Origin of the sequence: Stenotrophomonas sp. (assembly GCF_035634915.1) — a bacterium.
Classification (GTDB): Bacteria; Pseudomonadota; Gammaproteobacteria; order Xanthomonadales; family Xanthomonadaceae; genus Stenotrophomonas.
This window is the reverse complement of sequence record NZ_DASQCB010000010.1, coordinates 157936-175435: the sequence shown is the minus strand read 5'-3', so window position 1 is coordinate 175435 and position 17500 is coordinate 157936. Positions and strand designations below refer to the sequence as shown.

The 17500-nt window shown below is 67.1% G+C and carries 15 protein-coding genes; 9 read left to right on the top strand and 6 right to left on the bottom strand.

Features of this window, described 5'->3' with window-relative positions; translation table 11 throughout:
* Positions 1–6: 6 nt before the first annotated feature.
* The 3 genes from VER16_RS08595 to VER16_RS08585 are packed head-to-tail and all read left to right on the top strand — an operon-like array spanning position 7 to position 4897.
* Positions 7–1002 (top strand): carbohydrate kinase, encoded by a 996-nt coding sequence (locus VER16_RS08595; protein ID WP_324807192.1) that lies wholly within the window; start codon positions 7–9, stop codon positions 1000–1002.
* Positions 999–2225: an AGE family epimerase/isomerase gene (locus VER16_RS08590; RefSeq protein ID WP_324807190.1), complete on the top strand. Its 1227-nt coding sequence runs from the start codon at positions 999–1001 to the stop codon at positions 2223–2225. Before VER16_RS08595 ends, VER16_RS08590 begins: the two co-directional genes overlap by 4 nt.
* A gap of 53 nt (positions 2226–2278) precedes the next feature.
* The gene (locus VER16_RS08585; protein WP_324807188.1) at positions 2279–4897 is read left to right on the top strand and encodes a beta-mannosidase; all 2619 of its coding nucleotides are present in this window, start codon (positions 2279–2281) and stop codon (positions 4895–4897) included.
* 173 nt (positions 4898–5070) lie between these two features.
* On the opposite strand, the gene mtnC is transcribed toward VER16_RS08585, so the two are convergent.
* From mtnC to VER16_RS08560, 5 genes are all read right to left on the bottom strand, one after another.
* Positions 5071–5766 (bottom strand): acireductone synthase, encoded by a 696-nt coding sequence (gene mtnC / locus VER16_RS08580; protein WP_324807186.1) that lies wholly within the window; start codon positions 5764–5766, stop codon positions 5071–5073.
* A gap of 3 nt (positions 5767–5769) precedes the next feature.
* On the bottom strand, positions 5770–6327 hold the full coding sequence (locus VER16_RS08575) for an acireductone dioxygenase (protein ID WP_324807184.1): 558 nt from the start codon (positions 6325–6327) through the stop codon (positions 5770–5772).
* Positions 6328–6419: 92 nt separating this feature from the next.
* Positions 6420–7061, bottom strand: coding sequence for a methylthioribulose 1-phosphate dehydratase (locus VER16_RS08570; RefSeq protein ID WP_324807182.1), 642 nt, complete (start codon positions 7059–7061; stop codon positions 6420–6422).
* Positions 7062–7610: 549 nt separating this feature from the next.
* Positions 7611–9038, bottom strand: a complete 1428-nt coding sequence (locus tag VER16_RS08565; protein ID WP_324807180.1) for an amino acid permease — start codon at positions 9036–9038, stop codon at positions 7611–7613.
* 84 nt (positions 9039–9122) lie between these two features.
* Positions 9123–10595: an amino acid permease gene (locus tag VER16_RS08560; RefSeq protein WP_324807178.1), complete on the bottom strand. Its 1473-nt coding sequence runs from the start codon at positions 10593–10595 to the stop codon at positions 9123–9125.
* A 130-nt stretch (positions 10596–10725) separates the two neighbouring features.
* On the opposite strand from VER16_RS08560, the gene VER16_RS08555 reads away from it, so the two are divergent.
* Positions 10726–11340, top strand: coding sequence for an NUDIX hydrolase (locus VER16_RS08555; RefSeq protein ID WP_324807176.1), 615 nt, complete (start codon positions 10726–10728; stop codon positions 11338–11340).
* Between the two features lie 74 nt (positions 11341–11414).
* Positions 11415–11732: a hypothetical protein gene (locus VER16_RS08550; protein ID WP_324807174.1), complete on the top strand. Its 318-nt coding sequence runs from the start codon at positions 11415–11417 to the stop codon at positions 11730–11732.
* A 125-nt stretch (positions 11733–11857) separates the two neighbouring features.
* On the opposite strand, the gene serA is transcribed toward VER16_RS08550, so the two are convergent.
* Positions 11858–13099 carry a phosphoglycerate dehydrogenase gene (gene serA / locus VER16_RS08545; RefSeq protein ID WP_324807172.1) on the bottom strand — a complete coding sequence of 414 codons (1242 nt, stop codon included), beginning with the start codon at positions 13097–13099 and terminating at the stop codon, positions 11858–11860.
* Positions 13100–13271: 172 nt separating this feature from the next.
* Here serA and VER16_RS08540 point away from each other — a divergent pair, with 172 nt between their 5' ends.
* From VER16_RS08540 to VER16_RS08525, 4 genes are all read left to right on the top strand, one after another.
* Entirely contained in the window at positions 13272–14660 is a 1389-nt protein-coding gene (locus tag VER16_RS08540; protein ID WP_324807170.1) for an FAD-binding oxidoreductase, read from the top strand.
* Positions 14661–14723: 63 nt separating this feature from the next.
* Complete coding sequence (locus tag VER16_RS08535; protein WP_079225213.1) at positions 14724–15023, top strand: DUF2388 domain-containing protein; 300 nt, start codon at positions 14724–14726, stop codon at positions 15021–15023.
* Between the two features lie 157 nt (positions 15024–15180).
* Positions 15181–16932: a DUF4105 domain-containing protein gene (locus VER16_RS08530; protein ID WP_324807166.1), complete on the top strand. Its 1752-nt coding sequence runs from the start codon at positions 15181–15183 to the stop codon at positions 16930–16932.
* A 101-nt stretch (positions 16933–17033) separates the two neighbouring features.
* Positions 17034–17498 (top strand): hypothetical protein, encoded by a 465-nt coding sequence (locus VER16_RS08525; RefSeq protein ID WP_324807164.1) that lies wholly within the window; start codon positions 17034–17036, stop codon positions 17496–17498.
* Positions 17499–17500 lie beyond the last annotated feature (2 nt).

Here is a 17500-nt window from a genome sequence, read left to right as displayed (position 1 = left end):
TCCGGAATGGGTGCCATTGTCTGCTTCGGCGAAATTTTGATCGATCTACTAGCGCAGCCGCCGGTCTCGGCCGACACGCCGCGCGCGTTCCTGCAGTACGCCGGCGGTGCGCCGGCCAACGTCGCCGTGGCCGCCGCGCGGCTGGGTGCGACCACCCAGTTCGTCGGCATGCTCGGCCGCGACATGTTCGGTGACTTCCTGGCCGAGAGCCTGGTCGAGCACGGTGTGGGCACCGACTACATCGTGCGTACCGACGCGGCCAAGACCGCGCTGGCCTTCGTCGCCCTGGACGCGACCGGCGAGCGCAGCTTCAGCTTCTACCGCCCGCCGGCGGCGGATCTGCTGTTCCGTGACAGCGATTTCCAGTCCGCCTGCCTGGACAGCGCACAGTGCTTCCACGTCTGCTCCAACAGCCTGACCGAACCGGCCATCGCCGAGGCGACTTTCGCCGGCATGGACCGCGCCCGCGCGGCCGGTGCGGTGGTCAGTCTGGACCTCAACCTGCGCCCGGCGCTGTGGCCGGCGGATGTCGACCCGACGCCGTGGCTGTGGCAGGCGCTGGAACGTGCCGACCTGGTCAAGCTGTCGCGCGAGGAACTGGATTACCTTGCCGCGCCGTACGGCACCGAGGGTGACCAGGTGGTCCTGCAGCGCCTGCTGGCCGCACAGGCGCGCTGGGTCATCGTCACCGATGGTGCCGCCACACTGCACTGGTACACCCGTGAGCAGCAGGGCCAGGTCACCAGCTTCAACGTCGCCACGGTCGACACCACGGCGGCCGGCGATGCCTTCGTCGGTGGTGTGCTGGTCGGCCTGCTGGAGCGCGGCGGGGCAGGTGCAGGCTTCGCTGCGTTCTGCCAGGACCCGCAGGCCATCGCCGCCACGCTGCGCTTCGGCGCCGCGGTGGGCGCGCTGGCCGTAACCCGCAAGGGCGCGTTCGCCGCGATGCCCTCGCTCGCTGAAGTGCAGCAGCTGCTGCACGCACAGGACTTTTCCGCATGAGCACCTCGCCCGATTTCCGTTCGCCCGCCTTCCTGCGCGCGCACATCGCCGACACCATGGCGTTCTACCACCCCCGCTGCATCGATCCGGACGGTGGCTTCTTCCACTACTTCCGCGATGACGGCAGCATCTACGATGCCGGCCACCGCCACCTGGTGAGCAGCACGCGCTTCGTCTTCAACTATGCGATGGCCTACCGCGAATTCGGAAATGCCGAATACCGCGAGGCGGTCGAGCACGGCGTGCGCTACCTGCGCGAGGTGCACCGCAACCCGGCTACCGGCGGCTACGCCTGGACCCTGCGCGACGGCAAGGTCGAGGACGACATGAACCACTGCTACGGCGTGGCCTTCGTGCTGCTGGCCTACAGCTGCGCGCTGAAGGCGGGTGTCGAGCAGGCCCGCGCGTGGATGGACGAGACCTGGCAGCTGCTGGAAGCGCGCTTCTGGGAGCCGCAGCACGGCCTGTACAAGGATGAGGCCGATGGCCAGTGGAATTTCACCGGCTACCGTGGCCAGAACGCCAACATGCACATGTGCGAGGCGATGCTGGCGGCGTTCGAGGCCAGTGGTGAACAGCGCTACGTCGAGCGTGCGCTGCAGCTGGCCGACAACATGACCCGACGCCAGGCCGCCAAGGCCGGTGGCCTGGTCTGGGAACACTACGATGTGAACTGGGAGATCGACTGGGATTACAACCTGGACAATCCCAAGCACCTGTTCCGCCCGTGGGGCTTCCAGCCTGGCCACCAGACCGAGTGGGCCAAGCTGCTGCTGATCCTGGACCGCCACGTGCAGGCCGACTGGCTGGTGCCGACCGCGCAGCATCTGTTCGATGTGGCCGTGGAGCGCAGCTGGGACGAGGCACGTGGTGGCCTGTATTACGGCTTCGCGCCGGAATCGCGCCGCCAGCCGGGCATGGACGGCGCGCCGATCGGGGGCGACAGCTTCGTCTGCGACGACGACAAGTACTTCTGGGTGCAGGCCGAAACCCTGGCCACCGCCGCGCTGATGGCCCAGCGCACCGGCGATGACCGCTACTGGCAGTGGTACGAGCGCATCTGGGCGTACTCGTGGGAGCACTTCGTCGACCACCAGTACGGCGCCTGGTTCCGCATCCTCGATGCCGACAACCGCAAGTACAGCGACGAGAAGAGCCCGGCCGGCAAGGTGGATTACCACACCATGGGCGCGTGCTACGAAGTGTTGAACGTCGTTCGTTGAGGAAGGTTCGCCGGGCATGGCCCGGCGCTGCCGGATACCACCAGGAGCATCACGTGCATCGCCTTTCCCTCGTTGTCCGTCTGCTCCTGCTGCTGATCACGGCGGTTGCGTTCCCCGCCGCCGCTGCGCCCTTGCAGGCGCAGTGGGAATTCCGCCTGCTGCCCGGCGATGCCCAAGGCGCCGCCCATCCGGGCCTGCAGCAGTGGCGGACGGCCACGGTGCCCGGCAGCGTGCACACCGACCTGCTGGCCCACGATTTGATCCGCGATCCCTACGTGGGCGCCGCCGAAGCCGATCTGCAGTGGATCGGCCTGGCCGACTGGGAGTATCGCGCGCGCTTCGATGTGGACGCGGCCACGCTGGCCAAGCGCAATGCCGAACTGCGCTTCGATGGACTGGACACCTATGCCGAGGTCTCCCTCAACGGCAGGCCGCTGCTGCGTGCGGACAACGCGCACCGCACCTGGCATGCGCGTGTCGAGGGGCAGCTGCGCGCCAGGGACAACGAACTGCTGGTCGTGTTCCGCTCGCCGATCCGCACGCTGCTGCCCGGTGTGCAGGCGATGCCGCACAGGATCGCCGGCAACTATCCCTCGCCCTATGGTGACGAGCCGAAGGACGCGATGGTCGGCAACTTCGCCCGCAAGCCGGCCTATCACTTTGGTTGGGACTGGGGCCCGCGCTATGTCACCGCTGGCGTCTGGCGTGGCGTCGACCTGCAGGCCTGGGATGCGCACCGGCTGATCGACCTGGCCGTGCGCACCGATGCGCTGGATGCGCGGCAGGCGAAGCTTGCCGTGCTGCTGCAGGTGGAGCAGGGCAGTGCCGCCGGTTCGGCTGTGGTGGCTGTGGACGTGCGCGACCCGGAGGGCCGCAGCGTGGCCCAGCTGCAGCGCACAGTGCTGCTGAAGCCGGGCGCGAACACGGTCGAGATTCCCGTTGAACTGGCTGATCCGCGTCGCTGGTGGCCGGTTGGCCATGGCGCACAGGATCGTTACACCGTGCAGGCACGCCTGGATGGCGGCCGCTCCGCCGAGCTGGCGCGTGAACAGCGCATCGGCCTGCGCACAGTGGAACTGCACCGCGAGGAAGATGGCAAGGGCGGGCAGGGCTTCGCCTTCGTCATCAACGGCGTGGATGTCTTCGCCAAGGGCGCGAACGTGATTCCGTTCGACGCGTTTCCCGCGCGCGTGGATCCCGCCCGCCTGCGCCAGGTGCTGACCGCCGCGCGCGACGCCAACATGAACATGCTGCGCAACTGGGGCGGCGGCTACTACGAGGACGACGCGTTCTTTGACATCGCCGACGAGCTGGGCCTGCTGGTCTGGCAGGACTTCATGTTCGGCGGCGGCATGCAGCCGGGTTATGACCCCGCGTTCCGCGCCAGCGTGGTGGCCGAGGCGCGCGACAATGTGCGCCGGCTGCGCCACCACCCCAGCATCGTGCTGTGGTGTGGCAACAACGAAGAAGAGACCGCCTGGAAGGACTGGGGCCACGGCCGCGACCTGAAGGCCGCCGATCCGGCGTTCGCCGCCCGCGTCTGGCAGGGCTATGTCGATCTCTTCGGCAAGGACCTGCGTCAGGTGGTGGGCGAGGAGGGGCTGGGCGTGCCGTACTGGTCCAGTTCGCCCAGCAACGACCTCGACGAAAAGGCCAACGATTCCACCCGCGGCGACAAGCATTACTGGCAGGTCTGGGGCAATCCGGCGCTGCCGGTGCAGGCCTACCTGCACGAAACCCCGCGCTTCATGTCCGAATACGGCCTGCAGGCCTGGCCTGCGCTGGCGACGGTGGACCAGATCGTGACCCGCGGCGAGCAGGGCATCGACAGCCCGGTGATCCGTGCCCACCAGAAGTTCATGGCGGGCGAGGGCAATAGTCGCCTGCTGCATTACATCGGACTGGGCTACGGCACGCCGAAGGACTTCGAGGATTTCGTCTATCTCAGCCAGGTGATGCAGGCCGATGGCATTGCCCTGGCCGCCCTGCATCATCGTGCCTCGCGGCCGTACACGATGGGCTCGCTGTACTGGCAGCTCAACGATGTGTGGCCGGGCGCCTCATGGTCCAGCGTCGATTACTTTGGGCGCTGGAAGGCGTTGCACTTCGCCGCACGGCGCTTCTTCGCGCCGGTGACTCTGGCGGCTCTGCGCGATGAGGGCCGCACGCAGGTGCGCCTGATCAACGACGGTGCCGCCGTGGATGCCCGCTGGCGGCTGCGGGTGATGGACGTTGAGGGCAAGGTGCTTCGCCGTCGCGAGGTGCCGGTGACGTTGGCCGCTGCCGGTGTGACCGCGGTTGGTGACTTCGCCGATGCCGAACTGCTGGCCGGTGCAGACCCGAAGCGCACCGTGGCGGTGTTCGAGCTGCTGCAGGATGGCAAGGTGAGCGCACGCCAGGTGGTTGGCTTCGTCGAAGCCAAGGACCAGGTGCTGCCGCGTCAGCGCCTGAAGGCCGCGCTGGTCATCGACGGCGACCACTACCGGCTGCGGCTGCAGAGCGCGGCCTACGTGCGTTCGGCGTGGATCGATTTCGGTGCACTGGATGTGCAGGTGGAAGACAACCTGCTGGACCTGTTGCCGGGCGAAACGCGGGACATCGCCGTGCGTGGCCCGGTGGACTTGGCGACGCTGCGTGAGGCATTGAAGGTGAAGACCCTCAACGATCGTTGAGGGGGGGGAGCATCTACCGATAACCGTTGGGCAGGCGTACCCCGCTCTGGTAGGCGCCAACCTTGGTTGGCGCACCAGGAACATGCCAACCAAGGTTGGCATCTACCGATAACCGTTGGGCAGGCGTACCCCGCTCTGGTAGGTGCCAACCAAGGTTGGCATCTACCCATCTGTTACAGCTGGATCTGCTGGAAATTCTCGACGCGGTCATGGCCGTTGGCGGCCTGGCCGGTGCGCGGCATCGGGTAGTCGTCCCGGCGGTCGATCAGGCGCGTCTGCAGGCCGGCCTCGCGAGCGGCATCCAGTTCTTCCACCACGTCCGACAGGAACAGGATCTCGCCGGGCGACACGCCGATGGCCTGCACGATGCGGCGGTAGCTGTCCGCCTCGCGCTTGCCGCCGATCTCGGTATCGAACCAGCCCGACACCAGCGGGCTGAGATCACCGGCATCGCTGAAGCCGAAGAACAGCTTCTGCGCCGGCACCGAACCGGAGGAGTACACGTACAGCGGCAGGCCCGAGGCATGCCAGCCCTTCAGTACCTGTGCCACTTCCGGGTAGAAGTGCGCGGTGTAGTCGCCGCGGCGGTAGCCGGCATCCCAGATCAGGCCCTGCAGGGCCTTCAGCGCGGTGTGCTTGCGGTCCTGGTCGATCCAGCCCTGCAGCGTTTCGGCCACCAGGCTGTCCTGGCAGGCACCCCCGATCTCGGCGGCGACCGCATCCAGCCAGCGGCGTACCTCAGGCTGCTGGCTGTGCTCGGCCACGAACGCCGGCAGCGCCTGGCGGGCATAGGGAAACAGCACGTTCTTGACGAACGAGATGCTGCTGGTGGTGCCTTCGATATCGGTCAGGATGACGCGGGGCTGCATGGATCAGGATGCCTGGGTGGGAACGTAACGGGGGAATTTCTGCGCGATGTCGGTGCCGGTGAAGTGACCGACCCAGCCGTCCGGTTCAGTAAAGAAGCGGATGGCCACGAAGCTCGGCTCATCGCCCATGTCGAACCAGTGGGTGGTGCCATCAGGCACGGCGATCAGGTCGTCCTTCACGCACTCGATCTCGTACACCTTGTCACCGACATGCAGGGTGAACAGCCCCGAGCCTGCGACGAAGAAGCGCACCTCATCTTCCTTGTGGAAGTGTTCGTCGAGGAACTTCTTCCGCAGCTCGGCGCGGTTCGGGTTGTCCGGGGCGATCGAGGCCACGTCCACGCTCTTGAAGCCGTGTTCGGCAACGAGGCGGTCGATGTCCGCACGGTAAGCTGCGAACACTTCGTCCTGGCTGGCGCCCGGCGCGACCGGCGCGGTGGCCTGCCAGCGTTCGAAAGTGACGTCGATCCTCTTCAGTTCGGCGGCGATGATCGCGCCGTCCTGGGTATCCAGCAGCGGCGATTCAGGGCGGGTATCGTCGTAGATGCGCAGTCGGCTCATGGCGGCAGCTTGAACGTCTCGGGGGGAAGACAGGGTAACAGGGTGGTGAAGGGCGGCAGATTCCGGATTGGAATCTGCACCCCTGCGCAGGTTCAGCCGCGCAGCCTGCGCAGTTCCAGTTCGCAGTGGAACAGGAACTCGAAGGCTTCCATGTGGCGGCGCGCTTCGGCCATGTCGCGGCCCCAGGCGTACAGGCCATGGCCGTCGATCAGGTAGCCCCACAGCGGCTGGGTATCGAGCAGCGCATCGACCTGTGCCGAAAGCACGTTCATGTCCTGGGTGTTGGCGAACACCGGCACGTCGATGGCCATTTCGTGGGTGCTGTTGCCGGCGAAGGCTTTCAGCAGCTCGTAGCCTTCGATGCGGATGTGGCCCTGCGGCGCGTACAGGCGCGAGGCGATGGTCTGCACCGGCGAGTGGGTGTGCAGCACGCAGCCGATTTCCGGGAAGCGGCGGTACAGCTGGGTGTGCAGCAGGGTCTCTGCGGACGGGCGCAGCGGGCGGCCTACGGCAAGGCCGTCGAAGTCCACCACCATGATGTCGTCCTCGATCAGGCGGCCCTTGTCCTTGCCCGAGACGGTGATCGCGGCGTGGCGGTCGTCCAGGCGGTGGGAGAAGTTGCTGCTGGTGGCCGGGGTCCAGCCGGCGTGGGCCAGTTCGCGGACGTTGTCGATCAGCAGCTGGGCCAGTTCGCTCAGGCGCGCGGTGTCGTAGGGGAAGGTGGGGGCGTTCATGCGGTCGATTTTACTGGATTCGGCCAACGGCTGAGCCCCTCGTGGCTGGATGCAGGGCTGGATTTCTTGCTTTGGCCGGGCGGGTGGGCTGTGCAGGGAACGCCGTAAACCCGTCCTTGGGGGCTTGGCCGCGGCATCCATGCCGCGGACACCCCTGCACAGCCCACCCGCCCGGCCACGGACAGGTTCCGTGCGCGCCAGCCACGGAGTGAAGAAGGAAAGGCAAGAGCGGGTCGCGGCGCTGCGCTTGCTCGGAGCCGAGCATGGCTCGGCTCTACAGGGAATTCATCAACCGGAAAATTTCCTTTCCCGGACGAATTCATCCACGCATGGCGTGGATCTACCGGACGTGCCGGGAGAGTGTCGAAGGCGGGGAGGGGTGAGGTTGCGGGGGCGTGAGCCGCATGGATGCGGCGACCGAGGTTACAGGGACGTACTTGCAGCGTCCCCCGCAATCTCACCCCTCCCCGCCAACCCCTCAACCCAGCTGTTGCCGTTGCTCCGGCTCCAGCAGGTGCAGGGCCGCAGGCCCTGCAAAACAAAAAACCCTTACTGACCCCGCAGGCGGCTGTGCCTGAACCCGTAACCGAAATAGATCACGAACCCGACCACCGTCCACACGCCCATCAGCATCCAGTTGTGCAGCGTCATCGCCGACAGCAGCGCCAGGCAGCTCAGCACGCCCAGGCTGCAGATCAGCCACGCCATCGGCATGCGGAACGGACGCGGCAGGTCCGGCTGCGTACGGCGCAGGATCAGTACGCCCGCGCACACTGCCGCGAACGCGATCAGTGTGCCCATCGAGGTCAGTTCGCCGAGGATGTCCAGCGGGAACAGCGCCGCCAGCAGGGCGATGCCGATGCCGGTGATGACCGTGTTGATGTGCGGGGTGCGGTACTTCGGGTGGATCCTGGTGAACACCGGCGGCAGCAGGCCGTCGCGGCCCATGATCATGAAGATGCGCGGCTGGCCGATGATCATCACCAGTACCACCGAGGACAGGCCGATCAGGGCGCCGACCTCGACTACCCAGCGCAGCCAGCCCAGTTGCGGGTGCGCGGCCACGGCGGTCACCACCGGTTCGTCGGTGCCCAGCAGCGGGTAAGGCACCAGGCCGGTCATCACCGCCGCCATGGCGATGTACAGCACCGTGCAGATCGCCAGTGACAGCATCATGCCGAAGGGCATGTCACGCTGCGGGTTCTTCGATTCCTGCGCCGCCACCGACACCGCTTCGAAGCCGATATAGGCAAAGAACACCATCGCCGCGCCGCGCAGCACGCCTTCCATGCCGTACTTGCCCGGGCCTTCGTTGGCCGGGATGAACGGGGTCCAGTTGCTGGTGTCCACGTACTTCCAGCCGACCACGATGACCAGAATGATCAGGCCGGTCTTCAGCACGACCATCGCCATGTTCATCGCCGAGGATTTGCTGATGCCGACGTAGCACAGCCAGGTCAGCAGCAGCACCAGTCCGGCTGCCGGCAGGTTGGCGATGGCCCCCGTGGGTCGCAGCTGTGCGTCCAGTGGTGCACTGACCAGGGCCGGTGGCAGGTGGATGTCGAACTGGCTGAGCAGGCTGAGGAAGTAGCCTGTCCAGCTCACCGCCACCGCCGAGGCCGATACGCCGTACTCCAGCACCAGCATCCATCCGATGAACCAGGCCGCAAGCTCGCCGAAGGTAGCGTAGGTATAGGTGTAGGCACTGCCGGACACCGGCACCATCGAGGCGAACTCGGCGTAGGCCAGCGCGCAGAAGGCGCAGCAGACGGCGGCCAGCACGAAGGACAGCATGATGGCCGGGCCGGCGTGGTTGGCTGCGGCCTGGCCGGTGATGACGAAGATGCCGCCGCCGATGACCGCGCCGATGCCCAGGGCGGTCAGGCCCCAGGGGCCGAGGTGGCGACGCAGGCTGAGCCCGTTGGCGTCTTCATGGGCGGCATGCGGGTGCTTGGTGGCCCACAGTTGCTTGAACATGGATATCGTTCTTGTCGAAGCGCGCCGTTACAGGCGCGCGGGGGAAAACGGACGGGCCGGCACAGGGGCCGGCCCGTAGGCGGATCAGGAAGATTTGGCCAGCTTGCTGTTGCGGATGCCGTAGCCGAGGTAGATCAGCAGGCCCAGCACGGTCCAGCCGACGAACAGGTGCCAGTGCACCACGAACGCCTGCCAGAACAGGAACAGGCAGGTGGCTGCGCCCAGCGGGCAGATGATCCAGACCGCCGGCACGCGGAACGGGCGGTGCAGTTCCGGCTTGCTGTAGCGCAGGACCAGCACGCCGATGCAGACGGTGGCGAAGGCCAGCAGGGTGCCCATCGAGACCAGTTCACCCAGCACGTTCAGCGGCACCAGGCCGGCCAGCGCCGCGGCGATCACGCCGACCACGATCGTGGCCCAGTACGGGGTGCGGAAGCGGGCGTGGACCTTGCCGAAGAACTTCGGCAGCAGGCCGTCGCGAGAGATCGTGTAGGCGATGCGGGTCTGGCCCATCATCATCACCAGGATCACCGAGGAGAGGCCGGCGATGGCGCCGATCTCGACCGCGGTCTTCAGCCACGCCAGCTGCGGGTAGCCTTCCAGCGCAGTGGCCACCGGCTTGTCGGTGCCCAGCAGGTGGTAGGGCATCATGCCGGTCAGCACCGCGCAGACGATGATGTAGACGATGGTGCACACGGCCAGCGAGCCGAGCAGGCCGATCGGCATGTTGCGCTGCGGGTCCTTGGTTTCGCCGGCGGCGGTGGAGACCGCATCGAAGCCGATGTAGGCGAAGAACACGATGGTGGCGGCGCGGAAGATGCCGCTCCAGCCGAATTCGCCCGGGCCGGTGTTTTCAGGGATGAAGGGGTGCCAGTTGCCCGGATCGATGTGCGCCGCGCCGATGCCGATGAACAGGCAGATGACGGTGACCTTGATGGCCACGATGATCGCGTTGACGAAGGCCGACTGGGTCACGCCGACGTACAGCAGGCCCGACACCGCGGCGATGATCAGCACCGCCGGCAGGTTGAACAGCGTGCCGGAGGAGACGAACTCACTGCCGGTCCAGGCGATGGGGGCGGCACTGAGCGCTTCGGGGAAGGGCATGTGCAGCGTGGTGGTGAGGAAGCTGATGAGGTAGGCCGACCAGCCCACCGCGACCGAAGCCGAAGCGAACAGGTATTCCAGCACCAGGCACCAACCGATGAACCAGGCCATGCCTTCGCCCAGGGTGGCGTAGGAATAGGAGTAGGCGCTGCCGGAAACCGGCATCATCGCGGCGAATTCGGCATAGCACAGGCCTGCCAGCGCGCAGGCGAAGCCGGCTATGACGAACGAGAGCATGACCGCCGGACCGGCGTGGTTGGCGGCAGCCTGGCCGGTCAGCACGAAGATGCCTGCGCCGATCACCGCACCGATGCCGAGCATGATGAGGTGTTTGGCCGTGAGGGTCCGTTTCAACGTGGCTTCGCCGTCCAGGCTGCCTTCGATGGGTTCGCCGGCATCGACGTGCCCGGCCGGTTGAACCGGCTTGACCCTCAACAGTGCTTTCAGCATGCAGAACTTTCCTGATGATCGGATTGGGGCCGCCGATGCGTTGCCGGCGGCCTGGAATGGTGAAGGCCGTGCGAACGGCCCGCTGTACCTTAGCCAATGCTGAAGGCACCGCACAAGCGCAATCGCAACAATGAACGGCGATAATGAGCAGTATTTTTCCAAACGCCGCCCATTCATGAGCCAGACCGCCGAAACCCTTGCCGTGCTTGACGATCGCCTGCGTGGCCTGCTGCGGGACTATGCCCGCCGTGAGCCGGCCCACGACGCACTGGCTGCCGAATTCGGCACATTGCTGGACGATCCGGAAGATCCGTTCCGGCGCGAACGGCTGGCCGGTCACTTCACTGCCAGCTGTTGGCTGGTCAGCGCCGACGGCCAGCGCCTGCTGCTGACCCACCACCGCAAGCTGCAGCGCTGGCTGCAGCTGGGCGGCCACGCCGACGGCGACCGCGACCTGGCCCAGGTCGCGCTGAAGGAAGCCGAGGAGGAGTCCGGCCTGAGCGGCCTGGTGCTGGAAGACCCGGCCATCTTCGATCTGGACAAGCATTGGATTCCGGAGCGCAAGGACGTACCGGGGCATTGGCACTACGACGTGCGTTTCGTGATCCGCGCGCTGGGTGGCGAGGCCTTCGTACTCAGCGAGGAATCGCTGGAGCTGGCCTGGCGGCCGGTGGCCGAGGTCGCCGCGGACCCGGAATCGGACGAATCGATGCAGCGCATGGCGCGCCGGTGGTTGGCGCGTTGATGCTCTCGGACGGCTGTGCCGCGTTTGTTGCGGCTCATGCGTGTGGCGAGGCGAAGCAGGATGCTGCCCTTGCGATGATCAAGGCTGCATTGCCAGTCATCACATCCATCGACTGGGAGCGCGTGCCATCACGCCTGGAGGTCCCCGGGGTGGGGCGGGAGCGGCTGGCGCAGGAGTTGAGCGCCATTGCAGATGCTGTTGGCTTGCCAAGCGACGCTGCGTTGACGGTTGTCCAGGTGGATGGGGCGGTACCTTCGCTGGGCACCCGCCTGCAGGACTGGCTGGTTCATGCCGATGAGCTGGATTTCGTCGATACGCTGTTCCTGTCGATGGAAGACAGGGTTCTGATCCATTGGGACTTTTACAAGAACCTCCACGCCGTAAGGTTCTGAGGTGTTCCATCCACGCATGGCGTGGATCTACTGCGGGATCGCGCGAAACGCCAGTAGATCCACGCCATGCGTGGATGGCGCGATGCCGGAAGCAATCCACCGGGGCATGCCCGGCGACGCCTTGCTCAGTACAGAATGCGCGTGCGCAGCGTGCCTGGGATCGCGGCCAGTTCGTCACGCACGGCGCCGGCCTGTTCCTCGCTGGCGGTGATGTCGATCACCACATAGCCCACCTTCGGGTCGGTGCGCAGGAACTGGCCGTCGATGTTGACGTTGTGCCGCGAGAAGATCTCGTTGACCTTGGACAGCACGCCCGGCACGTTCTGGTGGATGTGCAGCAGGCGCAGGCTGTCGGCGTGCTCGGGCAGGGTTACTTCCGGGAAGTTGACCGCTGACAGGGTGCTGCCGTTGTCGCTGTAGCGCACGAGCTTGGCCGCGACCTCGATGCCGATGTTGTCCTGTGCTTCCAGCGTGCTGCCGCCCACATGCGGCGTCAGGATCACGTTGTCGTGGCGGGTCAGCGGCGATTCGAAGACATCGCCGTTGCCCTTGGGTTCAATGGGGAATACGTCCAGCGCGGCGCCGCCGATGTGGCCGCTGGCCAGCGCGGCGTCCAGGGCGTCGATGTCGACCACGGTGCCGCGCGCGGCATTGATCACGTGCGCGCCGGGGCGCATCTTCGCCAGCTCGGTGGCACCGATCATCCATTGCGTGGACGGGGTTTCCGGCACGTGCAGGGTGACGATGTCGGCGCGCGCCAGCAGGTCGTCCAGGCTGGCCGCAGCACGGGCATTGCCCAGCGACAGCTTGGTTTCCACGTCGTGGAAGATCACCTGCATGCCCAGCGATTCAGCCAGCACGCCGACCTGGGTGCCGATGTGGCCGTAGCCGATGATGCCCAGGGTCTTGCCACGCACTTCATGGCTGCCGCTGGCCGACTTCGACCAGCCGCCGCGATGGCATTCGGCGTTCTTCTGCGGAATGCCACGGGTCAGCATGATCGCCTCGGCAATCACCAGCTCGGCCACGCTGCGGGTGTTGGAATAGGGGGCGTTGAACACCGGGATGCCGGCCAGTTCGGCCGCATCCAGGTCGACCTGGTTGGTGCCGATGCAGAAGCAGCCCACCGCGATGAGGCGCTTGGCTTCGGCCAGTACCTCGGCGCTGAGCTGGGTCCGCGAGCGGATGCCCACGATGTGCGCTTCGGCGATGCGCGCCTTCAGTTCATCCTCGGGCAGGGCCTTGGTGTGCGCTTCGATCTGGCTGTAGCCGGCGGCGGTGAACACCTCCACGGCGGTCTGGCTGACCCCCTCCAGCAACAGCACGCGGATATCCTGCTTGGGGAACGAGGTCTTCTTCGGCGACATGGTGCGGCACGGCCAGTGGGACAGGGGCTGACCACTATGCCAGATCGCCGGGGCCATGGTGCAGTGCGGAAATAGTTGCATTCGTAGCCATTCCCTGCCGCTTGACGGGGCTGGACGCTGGGCCGCGCCGCTGGCACGCTTGCCCGTTCTTCACGCACCGCGCCGGACCGTCATGACCGATTCCCGCATCGCCTCGCTGCAGCAGGCCTGTCCCGGCCTGAAGCTGAAGACCGACCCTGCCGACCTGGAGCATTACGGCCGCGACTGGACCCGGCGCTGGACGCCGGCGCCGCTGGCCATCGCCCTGCCGGCCACGGTGGAGGAGGTGCAGGCGGTGATGCGCTGGAGCGCGGCCGAGGGCGTGGCGGTGGTGCCGTCAGGCGGCCGCACCGGCCTGTCCGGGGGCGCGGTGGCGGCCAACGGCGAGCTGGTGCTCAGCCTGGAACGGATGAACAAGGCGCTGGCCTACGATGCCGTCGACCGTACCCTGGTGGTCCAGGCGGGCATGCCGCTGGAGGCGCTGCACAATGCGGCGCTGGAACACGGCCTGATCTATCCGGTGGATTTCGCCGCGCGCGGCTCGTGCTCGATCGGCGGCAACATCGCCACCAATGCCGGCGGCATCCGCGTGATCCGCTACGGCAATACCCGCGAATGGATCGCCGGGCTGAAGGTGGTTACCGCCAGCGGTGAACTGCTGGAACTCAACAAGGGCCTGATCAAGAATTCCAGCGGCTACGACTTCCGCCAGCTGATGATCGGCTCGGAGGGTACGCTGGGCGTGATCGTCGAAGCCACGGTGAAGCTGACCGACCCGCCGCCGGCCAGCAACGTGATGCTGCTGGCGGTGCCCAGCTTCGATGTGCTGATGCAGGTGTTTGCGGCGTTCCGTGCGCGCCTGCAGCTGCAGGCCTTCGAGTTCTTCACCGAGCGCGCGCTCGAACACGTGCTGGCGCACGGTGCACAGGCGCCGTTCGACGAGGTGCACCCGTATTACGTGGTCACCGAATTCGCCGCCAATGACCAGGCGCAGGAGGCAGCGGCCATGGCGGCCTTCGAGGACTGCATGGGCAATGGCTGGGTCAGCGATGGCGTGATCAGCGCCAGCGACGCCCAGGCCGCTCAGCTGTGGCGCCTGCGCGAGGGCATCACCGAGGCGGTGGCGCGCTACAAGCCCTACAAGAACGATGTCTCGGTGCGGATCTCGGCCATGCCGGCGTTCCTGGCCGAGACCCAGGCGTTGATCGGGCAGGCGTACCCGCACTTCGACGTCGTCTGGTTCGGGCACATCGGCGACGGCAACCTGCACATCAACGTACTGAAGCCGGATGACACCAGTGACGGGGATTTCGTAACCCAGTGCGAGCACGTGACCAAGCTGCTGGCGCAGGTGCTGGCCCGGTTTGATGGCAGTATTTCGGCCGAGCATGGCATCGGCCTGGTCAAGAAAGGCTACCTGGACAGCACCCGCGGGTCGGCCGAAATCGCGCTGATGAAGGCGGTCAAGCGCGCGTTCGATCCCGAAGCGCTGCTGAATCCCGGCAAGCTGTTCGACGTCTGATGCAGGCAAAGACTTCACGCAACCATTACGCTCCACGCTACTCCCTTTGATGGCCAGACCACGATGACCCGTCCGCTTCTGCTGCTTGCCCTGCTGTCCCTGCCGCTGGCCGGCTTCGCTTCCAGCTTCGCCGGCACCTCGGCGGGTTCGGCCACCGGTGCCTCATCCGGCTCCTCGGGCAGCAGCTCCGGGGATGACAAGGTGGTGCTGGCGGCGCGCGATGACGCCGCCGCCTTTGTTGCCAGCGATGGCCAGATCCGTGGCGCGCGCCTGCAGGCGGCGCTGGTGCATCTGCGCGAGCAGGATGCCGCTGCCCAGCAGCAGAGCGACCTGCAGCTGGCCCGCGCGCTGCTGGCGCGTTGATCCACGTCGCGTGACAGGCCTGGCATCGCTCCCTGTAGAGCCGAGCCATGCTCGGCTGGACCTGCAACGCGGACGCACGGCAACGGCAGCCGAGCATGGCTCGGCGCTTCAGAAACGCGCCGGGCGCAGGCGGTCGATCGCGGCAGCCACGCATGGCGTGGCTCTACTGCTGATCGCGCATGCTGCGCACGCCGCCGATCGCCTGCAGCTCGATCCGGCCGGACTGAGCGAGCCGCAACAGCAGCTCGCCCGGCAGACGCTGAACGACGTGCAGGCGCTGCTGCCCGATGGCCTGCTGCGTGCCTTGCCCGCGCAGGTGCGGGTGTCGTGGCGCGATGATCTGCCGGCACAGGTACACGGCCGCACATTCGCCGGGCGCATCGCCCTGCGCCTGGACCTGCTGGATGACAGCCAGGCCGGTGCGCGCCGTGCGCGCCGCAGCGCGCTGATCCATGAGCTGACCCACGTTGCCGACCGCAGCGGCGCGAACTGGTCGCGCAGCGCGCGCTGGCGTGACCTGGCCGGTTGGCAGCGCAGGCCGTGGCACCTCGGGCATGGCGCCAATCATTTCAGCGACCGCAGTCCCGATCCCTACGAGCTGCAGGACCCCGCCGAATACCTGGCGGTGAACGCCGAGCGCTTCGTCCTCGATCCCGAATTCGCCTGTCGCCGGCCGGCCGTGGCGCAGTGGTACCAGCAACATTTCGGGACGCCGCCGTCGCTGCCGACGCCGCAGTGCGAGCGTACCGTGCCGCTGCTGCAGGCCGACGCGGAGGAGGGCGCCGCGTCGCTGCTGCAGCTGGACCCGTCGCGCGTCTATGCCGTGGACTACCTGTTCGCCGAGGGCAGTGCGCAGCCGATGAGCCGCTGGGGCCACAGCATGCTGCGGCTGGTGATCTGCCGCCCGGGCCGCGTGCCGGGACCCGATTGCCGGCTGGATCTGGAATACCACCGTGTCCTGTCCTTCCGCGCGTTCGTCGGCGATGTGCAGATCTCCAACTGGCGGGGCCTGACCGGTGGTTACCCCTCACGCTTGTTCGTGCTGCCGCTGCAGCAGGTGGTGGATGAGTACACCAAGGTCGAGCTGCGCGGCCTGCAGTCGCTGCCGTTGAAGCTCGACCGCAGCGAGATTGCCAGCCTGCTCGAGCGGACTGCGCAGGTGCACTGGAGTTATGACGGGCGCTATTACTTCGTCAGCAACAACTGTGCGGTGGAAACGGCCAAGCTGCTGCAGGCCGGCGTGCCTCGGCTTGGCAAGGCGGGCCTGGCGCAGCTGACCCCACGCGGCCTGCGCCGTCGGCTGGCGCGCCTGGACGTGCTGGATGGGCAGGTGCTGGATGATCGTGCCGACGCGCAGGCGCAGGGCTACTACTTCGCATCGGCTCGCGATCATTATCAGCAGCTGTTTGCGGTCGCGGCGGCACAGATCGCTTTGCCGGCCGCAGACGTGCGCGGCTGGCTGAAGCTGCCCGCGCGGCAGCGCGCTCCGTGGCTGCAGCAGGGGGATGTGCGCGCCAGTGCCGGATTGCTGCTGCTGGAGCAGGCCGCGCAGCGCCGTGCCGAGCTTCGTGCGCGCGATACCTTGAAGCGTCGCCTGCTGGCGGCGCCGGATGGCCCGGCAACCACCCAACTGCGTGGCCTGCTGGAACAGAGCGGGCAGTGGCTGCGGCCAGGCCGGGTGCTGGCCGAAGCCGGTTACGGATTGCCGCTGGCCGAGGAACAGGCCGTGGTTGCCGGGGCCGTGTCCGCCGCCAGTGCCGCGGCCGTACCCGCCTGGAAGTCGCTGCGCCAGCAACTGCGGGCAGAGCTGCCTGAAGGACAACGGCAGGAGCTGGACGACATCGATGCCAACCTGGCCGCGCTTGGGTATCGACTGCGGGAGCAGGCAGCGGGCGTGGCCGTTCGCTGATCGTCGCGCGCGCGGGGCTGCGGTCAGGCGGCTTTCAGGCCCTGCCGTTGCCAAGGTGGTACGGTCAGGTGTCCTCAGCAGTATCGACAAGGAGTCGAGCGATGCGTACAGCTCTCAGCCTGTTGGCTGCCTCCCTGGGCATCATCCTCACCGCGTGCCAGCCGGCACCAGCGCCCGCCGCAGCGGCAAGCGCCGACCTGCCAGCGCCTGTGCCTGAGCCGGCGGCGGACAGTGCCGCCGCAAGCGAAACCGAAGGCAACGGCAGTGCGGGCACCGCGGCGTTCCGTGCCAGCGGCAACGAACCCGGCTGGCTGGCGGTGGTTGATGGCGAGGCGCCAGGCCTGGAGGTCGAGGTGGACTATGGCGAGCGCCGTTTCCAGGTTGCCGCACCCACCGCGGGCGCCGATGGCTGGGCCGGCAAGGCCGCCGATGGCACGCCCATCAAGCTGAGCTTCCAGCGCACCACCTGCCAGGACGGCATGAGCGGCGAATCATTCGAGGCCAAGGCGATGTTGACCATCGGCGCGCACCAGTACCACGGCTGCGGCAACTTCGGCGCCAAATAAGC